Source organism: Streptomyces sp. 8N114, from assembly GCF_052245835.1.
Taxonomy (GTDB): Bacteria; Actinomycetota; Actinomycetes; order Streptomycetales; family Streptomycetaceae; genus Streptomyces.
Genome location: NZ_JBQQBT010000008.1, coordinates 305,127 through 321,105 on the forward strand (window position 1 = coordinate 305,127; position 15,979 = coordinate 321,105).

At 70.9% G+C, this 15,979-nt stretch carries 19 protein-coding genes; 7 read left to right on the top strand and 12 right to left on the bottom strand.

Annotated features, from left to right (window positions below):
• Nucleotides 1-45 precede the first annotated feature (45 nt).
• From araD to ACTWQF_RS19990, 7 genes are all read right to left on the bottom strand, one after another.
• Nucleotides 46-1,785 (bottom strand): L-arabinonate dehydratase, encoded by a 1,740-nt coding sequence (gene araD / locus ACTWQF_RS19960; RefSeq protein WP_443280925.1) that lies wholly within the window; start codon nt 1,783-1,785, stop codon nt 46-48.
• A complete protein-coding gene (locus ACTWQF_RS19965; protein WP_443280926.1) occupies nt 1,782-2,690 on the bottom strand; it encodes a dihydrodipicolinate synthase family protein in 909 nt (302 codons plus the stop codon). Before ACTWQF_RS19965 ends, araD begins: the two co-directional genes overlap by 4 nt.
• Nucleotides 2,674-3,360 (bottom strand): GntR family transcriptional regulator, encoded by a 687-nt coding sequence (locus tag ACTWQF_RS19970; protein ID WP_443280927.1) that lies wholly within the window; start codon nt 3,358-3,360, stop codon nt 2,674-2,676. Before ACTWQF_RS19970 ends, ACTWQF_RS19965 begins: the two co-directional genes overlap by 17 nt.
• A 224-nt stretch (nt 3,361-3,584) precedes the next feature.
• A complete protein-coding gene (gene bla, locus ACTWQF_RS19975) occupies nt 3,585-4,517 on the bottom strand; it encodes a class A beta-lactamase (protein ID WP_443280928.1) in 933 nt (310 codons plus the stop codon).
• A 165-nt stretch (nt 4,518-4,682) separates the two neighbouring features.
• Entirely contained in the window at nt 4,683-5,450 is a 768-nt protein-coding gene (locus ACTWQF_RS19980; protein ID WP_443280929.1) for a hypothetical protein, read from the bottom strand.
• Nucleotides 5,450-6,007 (bottom strand): SigE family RNA polymerase sigma factor, encoded by a 558-nt coding sequence (locus ACTWQF_RS19985; RefSeq protein WP_443280930.1) that lies wholly within the window; start codon nt 6,005-6,007, stop codon nt 5,450-5,452. The genes ACTWQF_RS19980 and ACTWQF_RS19985 overlap by 1 nt, the downstream gene beginning before the upstream one ends.
• Nucleotides 6,008-6,135: 128 nt before the next feature.
• Nucleotides 6,136-6,420: an antibiotic biosynthesis monooxygenase gene (locus ACTWQF_RS19990; protein ID WP_443280931.1), complete on the bottom strand. Its 285-nt coding sequence runs from the start codon at nt 6,418-6,420 to the stop codon at nt 6,136-6,138.
• A gap of 99 nt (nt 6,421-6,519) precedes the next feature.
• Between ACTWQF_RS19990 and ACTWQF_RS19995 the strand changes: the two genes are divergently transcribed.
• From ACTWQF_RS19995 to ACTWQF_RS20015, 5 genes are all read left to right on the top strand, one after another.
• Nucleotides 6,520-7,107, top strand: a complete 588-nt coding sequence (locus ACTWQF_RS19995; RefSeq protein WP_443280932.1) for a TetR/AcrR family transcriptional regulator — start codon at nt 6,520-6,522, stop codon at nt 7,105-7,107.
• A 168-nt stretch (nt 7,108-7,275) separates the two neighbouring features.
• The gene (locus ACTWQF_RS20000) at nt 7,276-7,896 is read left to right on the top strand and encodes an L-threonylcarbamoyladenylate synthase (RefSeq protein WP_443246971.1); all 621 of its coding nucleotides are present in this window, start codon (nt 7,276-7,278) and stop codon (nt 7,894-7,896) included.
• 32 nt (nt 7,897-7,928) lie between these two features.
• Nucleotides 7,929-8,360 carry a contact-dependent growth inhibition system immunity protein gene (locus tag ACTWQF_RS20005; protein ID WP_443280933.1) on the top strand — a complete coding sequence of 144 codons (432 nt, stop codon included), beginning with the start codon at nt 7,929-7,931 and terminating at the stop codon, nt 8,358-8,360.
• Nucleotides 8,361-8,510: 150 nt separating this feature from the next.
• Nucleotides 8,511-9,335: an LLM class F420-dependent oxidoreductase gene (locus ACTWQF_RS20010; RefSeq protein ID WP_443280934.1), complete on the top strand. Its 825-nt coding sequence runs from the start codon at nt 8,511-8,513 to the stop codon at nt 9,333-9,335.
• A 16-nt stretch (nt 9,336-9,351) separates the two neighbouring features.
• The gene (locus ACTWQF_RS20015) at nt 9,352-9,783 is read left to right on the top strand and encodes a TIGR03668 family PPOX class F420-dependent oxidoreductase (protein ID WP_443280935.1); all 432 of its coding nucleotides are present in this window, start codon (nt 9,352-9,354) and stop codon (nt 9,781-9,783) included.
• 31 nt (nt 9,784-9,814) lie between these two features.
• On the opposite strand, the gene ACTWQF_RS20020 is transcribed toward ACTWQF_RS20015, so the two are convergent.
• Both ACTWQF_RS20020 and ACTWQF_RS20025 read right to left on the bottom strand, forming a co-directional pair.
• The gene (locus tag ACTWQF_RS20020; RefSeq protein WP_443280936.1) at nt 9,815-10,336 is read right to left on the bottom strand and encodes an RDD family protein; all 522 of its coding nucleotides are present in this window, start codon (nt 10,334-10,336) and stop codon (nt 9,815-9,817) included.
• A gap of 43 nt (nt 10,337-10,379) precedes the next feature.
• Nucleotides 10,380-10,919, bottom strand: a complete 540-nt coding sequence (locus tag ACTWQF_RS20025) for a CbrC family protein (RefSeq protein WP_443280937.1) — start codon at nt 10,917-10,919, stop codon at nt 10,380-10,382.
• A gap of 103 nt (nt 10,920-11,022) precedes the next feature.
• Here ACTWQF_RS20025 and ACTWQF_RS20030 point away from each other — a divergent pair, with 103 nt between their 5' ends.
• On the top strand, nt 11,023-12,606 hold the full coding sequence (locus ACTWQF_RS20030) for an amidase (RefSeq protein WP_443280938.1): 1,584 nt from the start codon (nt 11,023-11,025) through the stop codon (nt 12,604-12,606).
• Nucleotides 12,607-12,979: 373 nt separating this feature from the next.
• Here ACTWQF_RS20030 and ACTWQF_RS20035 read toward each other — a convergent pair whose 3' ends face one another.
• Together ACTWQF_RS20035 and ACTWQF_RS20040 are read right to left on the bottom strand one after the other, a co-directional pair.
• On the bottom strand, nt 12,980-13,756 hold the full coding sequence (locus tag ACTWQF_RS20035) for an SDR family NAD(P)-dependent oxidoreductase (RefSeq protein ID WP_443280939.1): 777 nt from the start codon (nt 13,754-13,756) through the stop codon (nt 12,980-12,982).
• A gap of 163 nt (nt 13,757-13,919) precedes the next feature.
• On the bottom strand, nt 13,920-14,615 hold the full coding sequence (locus tag ACTWQF_RS20040; protein WP_443280940.1) for a 2-oxoglutarate/malate transporter: 696 nt from the start codon (nt 14,613-14,615) through the stop codon (nt 13,920-13,922).
• Between the two features lie 41 nt (nt 14,616-14,656).
• On the opposite strand from ACTWQF_RS20040, the gene ACTWQF_RS20045 reads away from it, so the two are divergent.
• Nucleotides 14,657-15,283, top strand: coding sequence for a TetR/AcrR family transcriptional regulator (locus ACTWQF_RS20045; protein ID WP_443280941.1), 627 nt, complete (start codon nt 14,657-14,659; stop codon nt 15,281-15,283).
• 18 nt (nt 15,284-15,301) lie between these two features.
• On the opposite strand, the gene ACTWQF_RS20050 is transcribed toward ACTWQF_RS20045, so the two are convergent.
• Nucleotides 15,302-15,916: a mycothiol-dependent nitroreductase Rv2466c family protein gene (locus ACTWQF_RS20050; protein WP_443280942.1), complete on the bottom strand. Its 615-nt coding sequence runs from the start codon at nt 15,914-15,916 to the stop codon at nt 15,302-15,304.
• Nucleotides 15,917-15,979 lie beyond the last annotated feature (63 nt).

The following is a 15,979-nucleotide window of genomic DNA, read 5'->3' on the forward strand; positions in this document are numbered from 1 at the left end:
ATATGCGGCTCCGAGGTGGTGCGGGGCGTACGTACCGGGACGCCGTCAGCCGACGTAGGGGTCGGGCACCGTCCCGGGCCTGGCGAGAAAGGCGAAGTCGCAGCCGGTGTCGGCCTGGGTGATCTGCTCGCTGTAGAGGGCTCCGTAGCCGCGCTCGTAGCGTTCCGGCGGCGGAGTCCACTCCCTCCTGCGGCGCGCCAGCTCCTCGTCGCCCACCTCCAGCCGGAGGGTGCGTGCTGCGACGTCCAGCGTGATCGGATCCCCGCTGCGGACCAGGGCCAGCGGTCCGCCGATGTACGACTCGGGTGCCACATGCAGCACACAGGTGCCGTAGGAAGTGCCGCTCATCCGCGCGTCGGAGATCCGCACCATGTCCCGTACGCCCTGCTTCAGCAGGTGGTCGGGGAGGGGCAGCATCCCGTACTCCGGCATGCCGGGACCGCCCTTGGGGCCCGCATTGCGCAGCACCAGTACATGGTCGGGGGTGATACCGAGCGCTGGGTCGTTGATGGTGCGCTGCATCGTGCGGTAGTCGTCGAAGACGACCGCGGGCCCGGTGTGTTCGAGCAGCTGCGGCTCGGCGGCGATGTGCTTGATGACGGCGCCGTCCGGGCACAGATTGCCGCGCAGCACGGCCAGTCCGCCCTCGGCCGCGACCGGGTTGTCCCGGGTACGGATCACCTCGTCGTTGTGCGCCCCGGCACCGGCGAGCTGCTCACGCATGCTGTCGTGGGCCACCGTGGGCCGGTCCAGATGGAGCAGGTCCGTGATCCGGGAGAGGAACCCGGGCAGCCCGCCGGCGAAGTGGAAGTCCTCCATCAGATAAGGGCCGCCGCCGGGACGGACGTTGGCCAGCACCGGCACCCGGCGGGCGATGCGGTCGAAGTCGTCGAGGGTGAGCCGGACGCCTGCCCGCCCGGCCATCGCGATCAGATGGATGACGGCGTTGCTGGAGCCGCCCAGCCCCAGCACGGTCGTCACGGCGTCCTCGAACGCCTCCCGGGTCAGCAACTGGGCCAGCCCGCGGCCTTGGTGGACGAGCTCAACGCTGCGCAGCCCGGCGCCGGCAGCCATCCGCTCGTGCCCGGAGTCGACGGCGGGGACGGACGAGGCGCCGGGCAGCGTCACGCCCAGGGCTTCGGCCGCCGCGGTCAGCGTCGCGGCCGTGCCCATGGTCATACAGTGCCCGGGGGAGCGGGCCAGCCCGCTCTCCAGCTCGCTCAGCTCGCAGTCCCCGATCAGCCCGGCCCGCTTGTCGTCCCAGTACTTCCACATGTCGGTGCCCGATCCCAGCACCTCACCCCGCCAGTGCCCCGGCAGCATCGGCCCGGCGGGCACGAACACCGTCGGCAGCCCGACGCTCGCAGCGCCCATCAGCAGCGCGGGCGTGGACTTGTCACAGCCGCCCATCAGCACCGCGCCGTCCACCGGATACGACCGCAGCAGTTCCTCGGTCTCCATCGCCAGCAGATTGCGGTAGAGCATCGGCGTGGGCTTCTGGAAGGTCTCCGAGAGCGTGGCGACCGGGAACTCCAGCGGGAAGCCGCCCGCCTGCCACACCCCTCGCTTGACGGCCTGCGCCCGCTCCCGCAGGTGTGCATGGCAGGGATTGATGTCCGACCAGGTGTTGAGGACGGCGATGACCGGCTTGCCCAGGTGCTCCTGAGGCAGATAGCCGAGCTGCCTGGTGCGGGCCCGATGGCTGAACGAGCGCAGCCCGTCGGTGCCGTACCACTGGTGGCTGCGCAGCTCCTCGGGGCTGCGCGGGGTGCTGCGTGCTGTCATACAGCCCACCCCGCAACGATGGCCGCGACTTCGGCACGCTCCGCCTGGGGCAGCGTCTTGCTGGGTGGTCGTACGTCTCGGCGGCACAGCCCGAGTGAGGCCAGCGCCTCTTTGACGACGGTGACGTTGTTGGCCGCACCGTGGGCCGCGCGCAGTTCCTCGAAGCGGCGAATCTGCTCCCAGCCCTTCATCGCGGCCGGGAAGTCGCCGCACCGCAGCGCATCGAGAAGCGTCAGTGAGACGGTCGGCGCCACATTCACCAGCCCCGAGGTGAAACCGGTGGCGCCCATGGCGAAGTACGGGGGAGCGTAGGGCTCGGCCAGTCCGGCCACCCAGACGAAGCGGTCCAGGCCCGCATCGCGCGCGAAGCCGGCGAAGCGCACCGCGTCCGGCACCGCGTATTTGACGCCGATGACATTGGGGCAGCTCTCGCCCAGCTCCGCGAGACACGCTCCGGTCAGTCGGGCATCGCGAACATACGGCACCACACCTAACTCGGGCACCGCCTCGGCAATGGCCCTGTGGTAGTCCACCCAGCCGCTCTCGGACACATACGGATGCGCCGACTGATGCACCATCACCATCCCCGCACCCACCTCGCGGGCGTGCTGCGCCGCGGCGATGGCAGTCGGCACATCGTGCCCCACCCCCGCCAGCACCGTGGCGCGGTCCGCCGCCTCCTCGACCGTCAACTCGGTGACGGCGCGCTGTTCGGCCGGGGTCAGCGCGTAGAACTCTCCGGTGTTGCCGTTCGGGGTCAGGCTCCGTACGCCGCTGTCCAGCATCCGGCGCAGCAGGGCACGGTGGGCGGGCTCGTCCACGGAGCCGTCCGCGGTGAACGGGGTCACGGGAATGGCGACAACATCGGCGAGCGCCGCCCGCTGCGCCTCATAATCCCTGGTCATGTCCGCCCCCTTCAGCTTCAGCCGGTGCGGGATCATCGGTCGCCGGGAAAGCGCGCCGCACGAACGACGCGATATGTGCGTGAACGGCCTGCGCCGCGCCCTCCGCGTCACCGTCGGCGGCGAGCCGCAGAATCTGCCGGTGCTCGTCGGCCTCCCGCTGCCAGGAGGGGTCGGCAGCCCAGGCGACCGCGGAGACCAGGGCCGCCTGGTCGCGGACCTCGTCGAGCATCCGGCCGAGCAGCGGGTTGCCGCAGGGCAGATACAGCGCGCGGTGGAACTCCCGGTTGGCGAGGGAGCGTTCGGCGGCGTCGGTGGCAGCGTCCGCGCGGCCGAGCGCTTCGCGGGCGGCGTCGAGTGCCGCTTTCCGCCGTACCGTGCGGCGCACCGCCTCCGGCTCCAGCAACAGCCGTACGTCGTAGACCTCGCGCGCCATCTGCGCGTCCACCCTGCGCACCGTGACGCCCTTGTACTGGCTCATCACCACGAGCCCGGTCCCGGCCAGCGTCTTGAGCGCCTCACGTACGGGCGTCTTGGAGACTCCGAACTGTGCGGCGAGTTCGGTCTCGACCAGTGTCCGACCCGGCGACAACTGGCCGGTGAGGATGCGGTGTTTGATCGCCTCCAGCACCACCTGCGTGCGAGAGGGGATGGGGGTCGGGACGGTCGTCATGGGCCCTCGGATCTCACATATCGCGTCTCATATATGACGTACGAAGTACGGCCGTTCGAAAGTAGGAGGGCGGTCGGCCGGCGTCAACGCCTCGGACACGACGAGTTCTTCGGTTGCTGCGCAGCCGCAGGTGCACGTGTTGCGTTCGTGGGCCCGCCGTCCTCGGCGGGCCCACGCCGTTGCTTCCGGTGTCTTGCAAGGGCCCCGCAAGACACCCCGGGCACCTACCCCAGCTCGTCGGCGACGACGGAGGCGGCCTCGGACACCAGCTTGTCGTCGTACTCGGCGTCCTGCTCCTTGCGCTTTGACAGGACCGTCACCACGAGCGGTGCCTTGCCGGGCGGGCGGACGACGGCGATGTCGCCGCGGCTGGCGTAGCGCCCGGCGCCGCTCTTGTCGCCGACGCTCCAGCCCTTCGGGAACCCGGCCTTGATCAGCGTCTTACCGGTCGGACTGTCCTTCATCCAGGCGTTGAGCTGCTTCTGCTCCGGCTTGCCGAGGCCGTCACCGAGCGAGACGGCGCGCAGGTCCTCGGCGAAGGCACGGGGAGTGGTGGTGTCCCGCTTGTCGCCCGGTGTCGCCTCGTTGAGCTCCTGTTCGTAGCGGCTCGCCTGGGTGACATCGTCGCCGAGCTTTTCGAGGAAGGCATCGAGCGCCTTCGGCCCGCCCAGATCGCGGAGCAGCAGATTGTCCGCGGCGTTGTCGCTGTGACGGACAGTGGCCGCGCACAGTGCGCGCAGCGTCATCCCGTCGTCGAGGTGTTCGCCGGTGACGGGGGAGTGGGGGAGCAGGTCGTCCTTCTTGTACTTGATGACCTTGTCGAGGCCGCCGGTCTTGTGCTTCTCGAGAATCGCGGCGGCCGTGAACGCCTTGTGGGTGGAGGCATAGGCGAACCGTTCGTCCGCGTGGTAGGAGACCTCCTGCCCGCTGCCGGTGTCGACGGCCTGGACACCGAGCCGCGCGTCGTACTTCCGCTCCAGCTTCTTGAACGCCGCTGCCGCCTTCCCCGGCGCGACGGCGGACGCCGAGGACGCCGAGTCGGAGGGCTTGGCGGGGGTGTCGGCCGGCTCGTCGCTGCCGCAGGCCGTCAACGGCAGGGCGAGCGCGAGCGTGCCGAGTGCGCCCAGTGTGGCGCGCCGGATCCTGGTCGTACGCATGGTGGTCGATACCTCCGACTGTGCAGGTGCTGGTGTCCTCGGTCCCCCGGTTCGGCCAGCAGCCTGCCGTGCCGGGAGTCATGCCGTCCAAGACCGGATCGCGCCGGTCGATGCACGATGCGCATGATTGGGCCGCACCGGCGGCCGGGCACACGCGGGGTTCGACTACCCGATCCCGCCGCCTACCGCGTACGCGCGGCCGGCGGCAGTGGCCGAGGCCGTGTAACTGTCGTCGTCCGTGCTCCGTTTGCCGGAGCCGTGGTCGAACTGCCCGGCGAAGACATGCCTGCCGGGCGGCACGGTGTGGCCCTTCTTGAGCGTCCAGCGGTAGACGAGCGTGCCCCCGGAGTGCCGTACGTCGACGTCGAAGTCCCGGGAGGGGCGGGTGCGCCAGGAGCCGGTTGAGCTCAGTGGTGAGCTCTCCGAGATCCGCAGCTCCACGGTCAGCGCGGTGAGCCGTTTCTCGGACCGGACGGTGACCTCGGTCTGCGACCAGTAGTCGTTGCCCCCCTCGGCGACCGAACCGCTCGACCGCAGCGGCCCGTCGGCCGCCGGCAGCCTGTCGGTCCTGCCGGTCCCGCCGGACCCCCCGTTCCCCTCGGTCCCGGCGGGACCGGCCGATGTGCGCACCGTCGGAGACGGTTCGTCCCCGGCGAGGTGCCTGTCTTCATGCTGTGCCCACAGCGCGGTCGCGCCGCCGATACCGAGCACCATGACGACGGCGCCGACCGCCGCTGCCGCCTGTGGCCAGGCCCACCGGTGCGGTGCCGGGCCGCGGCGTTGCCGCTGCCGGGTCCCGGAGTCCTGGGTGCCGCGCGCGATCCGGTCGAGCATCCGTGCGCGGTCCGGCTGATGGGCGTCGGCAGCGGCGCGCAGCCGGGCGCCGAGTCGCTGCTCCGCCTCGGACTCCGCCGACTCTTCGCGCACGTTCATCAGGTGTACCGTCCCGTCCTTCTTCCGCGCAGCGCCAGTACGGCATCCACGCTACGGTCCGTACCCTGCTCCGCGGGCTCCAGCAGCCGGGCTAACTCGGCCATTCCGCGCGACGCCTGGCTCTTCACCGTGCCGGTCGAGATCCCCAGGATGCGCGCCGTATCCCGTTCCGAGACGTCGAAGGCGTGCCGCAGCACCACGCATGCGCGTCTGCGGAACGGCAGCAGGGCCAGCGCCTCCCGCACATCCACCACGGCGGGCACGTCGGGGCCCTCGGCGGGCTCCTGGTGCCGGGACCAGAACAGCGCGACCCTGCGCCGTTCACGGGAGCGGGTACGCATATGGCTGCGCGCGAGGTTGGTGACCACTCCGCGGGCGTACGCGGCCGGGTGGTCGGCGGTGCGCACCCGGTCCCACCGGTGCCAGAGCGCGACGAAGGCGTCCGCGGTGAGATCGTCCGCCTCTTCCGCGTCGCCGAGCAAGAGGTAGGCCAGGCGGGCGAATTCGGTGTGGTGCCGCTCGAAGAAGACGTGGAACTCACCCGTCGGGGAAGGCACGGAGCCCCTCCTGTTCGATATCCCGGTCGCCTATCGCTATTCCGCACATCCCCCGTGCGGCGGCGAGGCTACCAGGACTCCCGGGGCTCCGGACCCCGTTGTGACGGCGGTGGTTGCACCGCCGGTCGTCATCTCGCGCGGACGGTGAAGATCTCGCGGGGCTTGTACTCGCGCTCGTCGAAGCCGGCGATCGAGCCCAGTTCGCGAGCCGCGGCGAGTGCGGCGCCCAGGGCTTCCTCGGACTCGAACCGGGCGGAGGTGATGACGGCGTCGCCGTCGGTGGTGGCCCAGATGTCGGCGGACAAGAAGCCCGCCTTCGACTGGAGGAACTCCTTCACTTGGTGCGTCCGGCCGACGAACTCCTCGAAGTGCTCGGGGCGCGGGTAGTGGAAGGCGATGAATCCAGCGGTCATCTCTCTGCCTCCGAATCAGTTATACGATGGCGTATAAATGAAGGCTAGCGCCGTATATACGGAGGCGTATACGGGGCGAGAGGTGAGGTGGGACACATCGTGGGCGCTGTACGCACGCCGCGGGACAGGTGGATCGAGGAAGGGCTGCGGGCGCTGGCCGCCGGCGGCGGTCCGGATGCCGTCCGCGTCGAGGCGCTGGCCAAGTCGCTCGGCGTCACCAAGGGCGGGTTCTACGGGTACTTCGCCGACCGTGACGCACTGCTGGAGGCGATGCTGGACACCTGGGAGCGGGAAAGCACCGACGAGGTCATCGACCGTGTCGAGCGCGAGGGCGGCGACCCGAAGACGAAGATCCAGCGCGCCGGCATGCTCACCTTCTCCGACGACCGCCTGCTGCCCATCGACCTCGCGATCCGCGACTGGGCCCGGCGCGACGAAGCGGTCGCCGAACGCCTGCGCCGGGTGGACAACCGGCGCATGGCGCTGCTGCGCGAGATGATCGGTACCTTCTGCTCCGACCCCGACGAGGTCGAGGCCCGCAGCATGCTCGCCTTCTGCGTGGCGATCGGCGAGCACTTCATCGCCGCCGATTACCCGGGGCGGACGCGGGCCGAGGTTCGCGCCCGCGCGGCGGATTTTTTGCTCGACCGTGCGCCGAGGGCGCTTCGCGAGGGCGACGGCCGGTAGCCGCATGCCGTCGCGGCCCCCTCCGTTGGCCCGGTAAGGGGGTGCCCCTTCCCGTCGCTGGCGGTCTGCGGGTGCGTTGTGGTTTGTCGCGCAGTTCCCCGCGCCCCTTCGGGGCGCGTCTCCCATGCCGGGTACGCAAGCTCGGCGGGCAAGCCATAGGCTCGGCGGATGGCGAAGTACTTCGACGTGCACCCTGAGAACCCGCAGCGGCGCACCATCAGCACCGTGGTCGACAGCATCCGGGCAGACGCACTCATCGCGTATCCGACAGACTCCTGTTTCGCTCTGGGGTGCCGGCTGGGCAGCCGGGACGGTATGTCCCGTATCCGGTCCATCCGGAACCTCGACGAGCGGCACCACTTCACGCTCGTATGCCAGAACTTCGCGCAGCTCGGCCAGTTCGTGCACGTCGACAACGACGTGTTCCGCGCGATCAAGGCGGCCACGCCCGGCCGCTACACCTTCATCCTCCCCGCGACGAAGGAGGTGCCCCGCAAGCTGCTGCACCCGAAGAAGAAGACGGTCGGAGTCCGCATCCCCGCACACGTGGTCGCTCAGGCGCTGCTGGCCGAACTCGGTGAGCCGCTGCTGTCCAGCACCCTTCTCCTGCCGGACGAGGAGGAACCGATGACCCAGGGCTGGGAGATCAAGGAGCGGCTCGACCACGTGGTGGACGCGGTGGTCGACTCGGGCGACTGCGGCACCGAGCCGACCACCGTCGTGGACTTCTCCGGCGGTGGCGCCGAGATCGTACGAACGGGCGCGGGCGACCCCGCGCGCTTCGCGTAGCCGGTACGTCGCGGAAGAGGATCAGCACCGAGATGAGCCGCCTGCTCCATCTGGACCGCACCCTCGACGAACTGGAGGGGACACCGTGGCCGGACCCGCCGCCCGACACCACGGCCCTCGTCAAGAACGTGCACGCCCTGCGGAAGAAGAGACTGGCCGCGCTCACCGTCGAGGATCTGCGCACCTTGACGCTGCAGAACGTCGGCCTGCCCTTCGTCCTGCCGCTGGCACTCCAGGTACTGCGCCAGGATCCGTTGGCCGAGGCCAGGTACTACGACGGCGACCTGCTCAGTGCCGTTCTGCGGCGGCCGACGGAGGCGTGGAAGCTCTTCCCGGATCTGGCTGAGGAGCTCGCAGTCATCGTCTCCTCCCTCTCCGGCACAGCTTCCGGCACAGCTTCCGGGACGGCGGACCATCTCGACCGCGACATCCGGGACTTCCTCGCCCGGCGTCCCGCGAGCTGAGACGGGCCACCGCGCGGCGGCGTCGGCGGTCCGTACGCCGTTCGGACGCAGGGAATGTTCTCCCGCACCGGAGCGGGGTACCTCGGCAGGGGCCGTGAAACCGTTCCGGAAGCGCCCCGGAACGACCGATCCCGAACCGGAGGAGCCGCTGTGAAGTTCGGTGTCTCGACCTTCATCACCGACCAGGGCATCGCGCCGGCCGCGTTGGGGCGTGCTGTCGAGGAGCGGGGACTGGACTCCTTGCTCATCGCCGAGCACACGCACGTCCCGGTGGCCCGTCGCACGCCGTACCCGGGCGGCGGCGATCTGCCGGACATCTACTATCGCACGCTCGACCCGTTCGTGGCGCTCAGTGCGGCGGCAGCGGTGACCGAGCGGCTGCTGCTGGGCACCGGTGTCGCGCTGGTGGCTCAGCGGGACCCGATCACCACGGCCAAGGCGGTGGCGTCCCTGGACCTGGTCTCCGGCGGGCGGGCCGTCTTCGGGGTTGGCGTCGGCTGGAACAGGGAGGAGATGGAGAACCACGGCACGGACCCGCGCACCAGAGGGCGTCTCGTGGACGAGAGGCTCCGGGCCATGCGTGAGCTGTGGACCGCGGACAAGGCCGAGTTCCACGGGGAGTTCGTCGACTTCGACCCCGTCTACTCCTGGCCCAAGCCGGTCCAGCGTCCCCACCCGCCCCTCTACGTGGGCGGCGGTGAGGGCGCCTTCCCCCGGGTGGCGGCCCTCGGCGACGCCTGGCTGGCCAACAGTGTGCCGCCCGGAGAACTGGGGCCGCAGATCGACCGGATGCGGAGCATCGCGGGCCGCGACGTCCCGGTGACCGTCTACGCGGTGTCGAAGAAGCCGGAGGTCATCGAGCAGTACACGCAGCTCGATGTGGAGCGGCTGTTGTTCTACCTGCCGACCATGCCGGAATCCGACACGCTGTCCTACCTCGACAAGCTTGCCGACGTCGCCGGACGCTACCGATGAGCCGCCGGGGGCAGCAGTGCCGAACATGACGGGAGGCCAGGCGCGGGAGCGCTTCGCCGGGGCCCGGATCGCCCACCTCGCGACCACCGACGGCGCCGGCCGCCCGCACCTGGTCCCCGTGGTCTTCGCCGTGACCGGTGACACCGTGGTGTTCGCCGTCGATCACAAGCCCAAGCGGGCGGGACGGCTGAAGCGGCTCGCCAACATCGAAGCCGACCCCCGGGTATGCCTCCTGGCCGACAACTACGACGAGGACTGGGACCTCCTGTGGTGGATCCGCGCCGACGGAACGGCCGCAGTGCTGCCGGCTGCCGACGAATCGCCGACCTCCGCACGGCACGTGCGCCTGCTGACGGAGAAGTACCAACAGCAGTACGGCACCCGCCCGCCCGCAGGGCCGGTCGTGGAGATCGCGGTCGCCCGCTGGTCCGGCTGGCGCGCAAGCTGACGGTACGGTCCCCGACAGGGCGCGGCGGCGCTCAGCGGCGCAGGTCGCGCTTCCGTACGTACCGCAGCCCGCAGGCGTCCTCGTAAGGGTCACCCTCCGCGCCGATCAGCGAGCGCAGCGGCTGCATCGGCAGCCAGGTCAGGCCGAGCAGCCAGCGGCGAACGGCCTGCCAGAAGCGCGGGCGTCCCGCGTCCGCCTCGCGCACCACGCGTGTCAGGAGCAGAAACTTGCCCACCGTTGCCCGGAAAACCACGGCACCCAGCACCTGGTGGACGAAGGACACCGCCAAGGCACACACGACGGCATAGCGCCAGAAGGTACCGACGCTCTCGTCGCCCGCGAGGCGGGAAGCGAGGCCGAGACCGGCGACGAAGGCGATCGTGGCGTCGATCAAGGCGGCGAGCCCGCGGCGCTCGTCACCCACCTCGTTCGGGACGAGGGGCGGCTGTGGGTACGGCTGTGGGTACGGATGCGGCGGCGGGTGCGCGGACGGAGGGGCGTACGGAGGGGCGTACGGCTGGTTGGCGGCCTGAGGGCGCTGGTCATCGGTCACGGCCCACCATCTTGCCGTACGCCTTGCGGCGCATTCGGGGCGACTATGTGAAGTCGGAGTACGCGAGGCGGGTCGCGCAGTGCCGGCACCGGAAGAGATACGCCGTGGGCGGGTTCTCCTTGTCCAGCGAGTCAACGTAGTGCTGGACCTGGTCCGAGGGGCGGCCCCAACCGCTTGCCTCCTGTCGTAGTGCCTCCAACGCCTCGGGGTGATCCGCGAGTTCGGCGGCCCCGACCCGGCCGAGGAACGCGGTGCCGTCGCCGCAGTGGAAGAACCACTGGGGCTCCTGCCACGCTGAGAAGCCGGGAGTGCGTCTGTCGACCGCGGAGAAGATCTCAAGGGGCACGTCCTCGCCCAGGCAGGCCCCGGCCGTGAAGTGCGCGTCGAACCGTTCCGCGACCTCACCGCCGGCGATGCACCATGGGCACAGCCGGCCCTTGAGGTCCTCGACCGCGTAGACCGGACCCGTGTAGCTGTACCCGCGAGCCCGCCCGCAGCAGACGCAGACGACCTCGGACGGAACAACTGCGCCCGTGGCGACGGGGTCGGGATGGTACGGGAACTCAGGCAGCCGCTCAGTCATAAGCGGTGACCGTAACAGTGGTCTGGAACGGTCGGCCGCGGCTTCCTCGGTGGCCGTTACGGCCTTCTTGTGCTGCGCTCCGGCATGTAGTCGGCTGACTCCCATGGGGAAGAGAAGCGTTGCCACGCTGATTGCCGTCCTTGTCGCGGGCTCCCTGGTGACGGGAGTGCCCGATCCGTACGCGGAAGCCGCATCCCCCGGCGAGGGCGGCGCGTCGTCACCGGCCGGTTCGGTGACGCTGCCGGGGATCGATCTCGACACGGTGACGATCCCGGAGCTGCAGGCCCGCATGGCGGACGGTGCCTTGACCTCGTCCCGACTGACCAGCGCCTACCTGGGGCGGATCAAGGCCGTCGATCCCAAGATCAACGCCGTGCTGCGCACCGACCCGACGGCCCTGCGCCAGGCGGCTGCCAGCGACGCCAGGCACCGGCACGGCGAGACCCGTGGCCCGCTCGACGGCATTCCGGTGCTGCTCAAGGACAACGTGAGCACCCGCGACTTGCCGACGACGGCCGGGTCGCTGGCGCTGGCCGGGAGTCCACCGGACAGTGACGCAGCACTGGTGACCCGGCTGCGGAAGGCGGGCGCTGTGATCCTGGGGAAGACCAATCTGTCGGAGTGGGCGAACTTCCGTGCGGCGAAGCCGACTTCAGGATGGTCGGCGGTGGGCGGGCAGACCCGCAACCCGTACGAGCTGGACCGGAATCCGTGCGGGTCGTCCTCCGGTTCGGCTGCCGCGCTCGCCGCCTCGTTGTCGCAGGTGGCGATCGGCACCGAGACGGACGGCTCGATCGTGTGCCCGGCCGGGATGAACGGGGTGGTCGGTCACAAGCCCAGCCTCGGCGTGGTCAGCCGGTCCGGCGTGGTGCCGATCTCCGCGGAGCAGGACACCGCGGGCCCCATGGCGCGCAACGTGACCGACGCCGCGCTCACTCTGTCGGTGCTCAGCGAGGGCAAGACTGCACGCCTCGCCGAAGCGCACGGCCCACGAGGCGAACCGACACGCCGCCCTGGCCTGCGCGGCAAACGCATCGGCCTGTGGCGGCTGCCCTCGCTCGGGCCGGAGGTGGACGCCGTGATGACCCGTACGGCGAAGAAGCTGCGCCGCGCGGGAGCCGAGGTCGTCGAGGTGACGCCGCCGTACCAGAAGCGGCTCGCCGAGCTGGAGTTCCCGGCGCTGCTGAGCGAGTTCCACCGGGACATCGACGCCTACCTCGCCACCCGCAACGGTCCTCGGAACCTCGCCGAGCTGATCGAATTCAACCGCAGCCACCCGGCGGAGCAGACCTGCTTCGCCGGTCAGGAACTCTTCGAACAGGCCCTCGCAGCGCCCGACACCACCGACCCGCAGTACAAGGCCATGCGTGCCGAGTTGCGGGATCTTTCACGGCGTTCCATCGACGAGACGATGGCCGGCCACGACCTGGACGCCATTGCCGCGCCGACGAACCCGCCCGCCTGGACGACCGACTGTGCGCGGGGCGACAACGATGTGATCCCGTCCTCGACCCCGGCGGCCGTGGCCGGGTACCCGTCGCTTTCGGTGCCCGCCGGGTCCGTGCACAGGCTGCCCGTCGGCCTGCTGCTGACGGCCGGTGACCACCAGGACGCCGAACTCCTGTCGCTGGGAGCCGCGGTGGAGCACCGGCTGGACGCCTGGCGGCCCCCGCGCTATCTGCCGTAGACCCTCCGCGCGCGGCACCGCAAGGCTGCCGGCTCCCGCCCATGCCCTCGCCGTCGCGGCCGATCCGGCGGCCGGGTGCGGGAAGGTGATGCTGCGGCTGGGGCTCCGCCCCTGAGGCCGGACTCAGGGGCGTCCGGCGCCTCTCGCGTACCCGGCGTGGGGGCCGGCAAGCGAAGAGGCTGCGCCCCGAAGGGGCGCGGGGAACTGCTCCCCTGGGGGCACCTCCCGGCCGGAGGCTGGGGGACTCCGGCCGGGAGGTGCCCCCACCAGCCATGGGGGGTACCTCCCTGCTCGAAGAGCTTGGGGGAGAACCCGCAGCCTGCGACGGTCAGACAGGGGGCACCCCCTACCCAGAACCCGCGAGGACGGAGCCTCACCCCTCCCGATACACCTTCGTGTTGGACGCCTGCGCGCGGGGGCGGACCACCAGCAGGTCGATGTTGACGTGGCTGGGGCGGGTGACGGTCCAGGCGATGGTGTCCGCGACATCGTCGGCGGTCAGCGGCTCGGCCACGCCCGCGTACACCTTCGCCGCCTTCTCCTCGTCCCCCCGGAAGCGGGTCAGTGCGAACTCGTCCGTCTTCACCATCCCGGGCGCGATCTCGATCACGCGGACCGGGCTGCCGACGATCTCCAGCCGCAGGGTCTCCGCCAGCACGTGCTGTGCGTGCTTCGCCGCGACATAGCCGGCCCCGCCCTCGTACGTCGCATGCCCCGCGGTGGAGGAGAGCACCACGACGGTGCCGTCGCCGCTCGCGGTGAGCGCGGGCAGCAGGGCCTGGGTGACATGCAGGGTGCCGATGACGTTGGTCTCGTACATCTGCCGCCAGTCCTCCGGGTCGCCGGAGGCCACCGGGTCGGCCCCCAGCGCACCGCCCGCGTTGTTCACCAGGACCTCCAGCGTGTCGAACCGCCCGGCGAACTCGTCGACCGCCGCCCGGTCCGTCACGTCCAGGGCGTACGCCTCGGCCTGGTGCCCCGCCTCGGTGAGCTCCGCTGCCAGGGCCGCGATGCGCTCCTCGCGGCGCGCTGTGAGGACGACCCGACAACCGGACGCCGCGAGTCGGCGCGCGGTGGCGGCGCCGATGCCGCTGCTCGCGCCGGTGACGACAGCGGTACGGGACGAAGTGGCCTGCGCGGTGGCGCTCATGAACGCTCCTGGACGTTCCGGACGTGCGATGGTCCGGGCCAGGGTATGCGTGCATGCCGACGCCGTACGCAGGCGCCCCTCGGTCCGGCTGCACGTACCGGCGCCGAGGGGCTGCTGCGCCGCTTTCCCTCGCGCCGCGAGGGCCGCGGGGTGCGTCGGCCGGTCAGGCGATCTGCGGCGAGTGCGGGGTCGGCTTCAGACGGATCAGAGTGGTGCCGTACGCGCCGAGCCACACCACCCACAGGAGCCAGCCGCCCAGACCGAGGAGGCCGAGGGGGCCGGTGCGGTCGATGACCAGGGGAGCGAGGGTGGCGGAGGTGAACAGCAGCGTGGCCGACAGCAGTCCCAGGGTGCCGAGCCACGGCCGGATCAGTCCGGCCCGCCGCCCGCCCACGGACAGGCCGACGAGAGCGAGCGCCAGGAACGTGCCGTTGAGGGTGAACAGCGCGTCGTGCAGCGCCCAGAGGCCCGAGGTCGCACCGGCGTCGTCCGAGGTCCTCGACGCGATGGCGAGGCGGATCGCGATGACTGCGGCGAAGGCGGCGTTCTGGAGGAGGATGCCGGCGAACCCCAGCAGCGACCACGCCTCGCCCCGTTCCCGCTCGGAGCGTCGCAGCGCGGCGACCGCGCCCGCTCCGAACAGGGTGGCAAGTGCCCAGGCGGCGGGAGTGAGGGCCGAGCCGAGGCCCACCAGGTCGCCCTCCGCGCTGAAGAACGCGGTGACTTCGCCGATGTCGGCGCCGGTGCGCGGCAGACCGGCGGGGGCCACGATCACGTTGCTCATGACGATAAGGAAGGCGAAACCGAAGGCAGCGATGCCGCTGAGGCGGGAGAAGCTCATCACGGTCGGGCGTATCATGTATTCACTATAAGCACCGTAAAGCGAATAGGGGACAGCCCATGGGTACGGAGCCGGGCCGACGCCGCTACGACTCGCTGCGCCGGACGGCGCAGGCGCAGGAGACCCGCGCGGACATCGCCCGCGCCGCCCGCCGGCTGTTCGTCTCCCAGGGCTGGGCGGCGACGACCGTGCGGGACTTGGCACGCGAGGCGGGGGTCTCCGTGCCGACCGTCTACGCGGCATACGGCAACAAGGCAGGGCTGACCCGTGCGCTGGCCGACGCGGCGGACCTGTCGGCCGATGTGTCGCAACTGCTCGCGGAGTTGGAGGTGCCGGAGGCGGACCCCGCTGCCCAGTTGACCGCGATGGCCGCCTACGACCGGCGGCTGTTCGAGCGTGCCGGCGACATCATCTCGCTGATCCGGGAAGCGGGGCGCACCGAACCGGAGCTGGCGGCGCTCTACCGCGACGGACGCGCACGCGCCGACGACACCCGCGTCCAGGTGTTCTCGTCATGGCCGGCCGGTGTTCTCCGGGAGGGCCTGGATGTGCGGGCCGCCGTGGACATCTACGCGGCTCTGTGCAACATCGACGTCTACACCGTGCTCATCGCCGAACGCGGCTGGTCACCCGGGCATGTCGAGCAGTGGTGGAGCGAAGCGCTGGCCCGGGAACTGCTGAACTGAGGCTGTGACCGCCCGGGTTCACCGGTTGCCGAAGCGGGGCTCTTCCGTGCGGCTGCGTTTGACCTCGTAGAAGCCCGGCACACCGGCCAGCAGCAGGAATCCGTCCCACAGCCGTCCGGCCGTCTCCCCGGTAGGGGCGGGGGAGACGACCGGACCGAAGAAGCCGACCCGTTCACCGTCCTCCCCGGCGACCGAGAGCACCGGGGTGCCGACCTCGGTGCCGACCAGGGCGACGGCCTGGGCGTGGGACGAGCGGATCGCCCCGTCGTAGGCGGTGGACCCGGCCACCTCGGCGATCTCCTGCGGCAGCCCGGCGTCGGCGAGGGCTCCGTCGAGCCCCCAGTCGCCGTGGAGATGGAAGCGCGTGCCCAGCGCGGTGAAGAGGTCACCCAGCGCCCGGTGGCCGAACCGCTCTTCCACCGCGGCGCACACCCGCACCGGTGCCCACATGTAGTCCTCCCACTCGCCTTCCGGGTTGTCGTCCCGGTGCTCGTTGAGTACGGAGAGACTCATCACCCGCCAGCGGACGGTCACCGGCCGCACCCTGGTCACCTCCACCAGCCACCGTGAGGTGAGCCACGTGTACGGACAGACGGGGTCGAACCAGAAGTCCACAGCCCGCAGTTCGGCCATCCGATCGACTCCTTTCCAGGCCTCGTCACGTTACGGGAAGTCTCCCGGCCGGCGCCCGAGCCC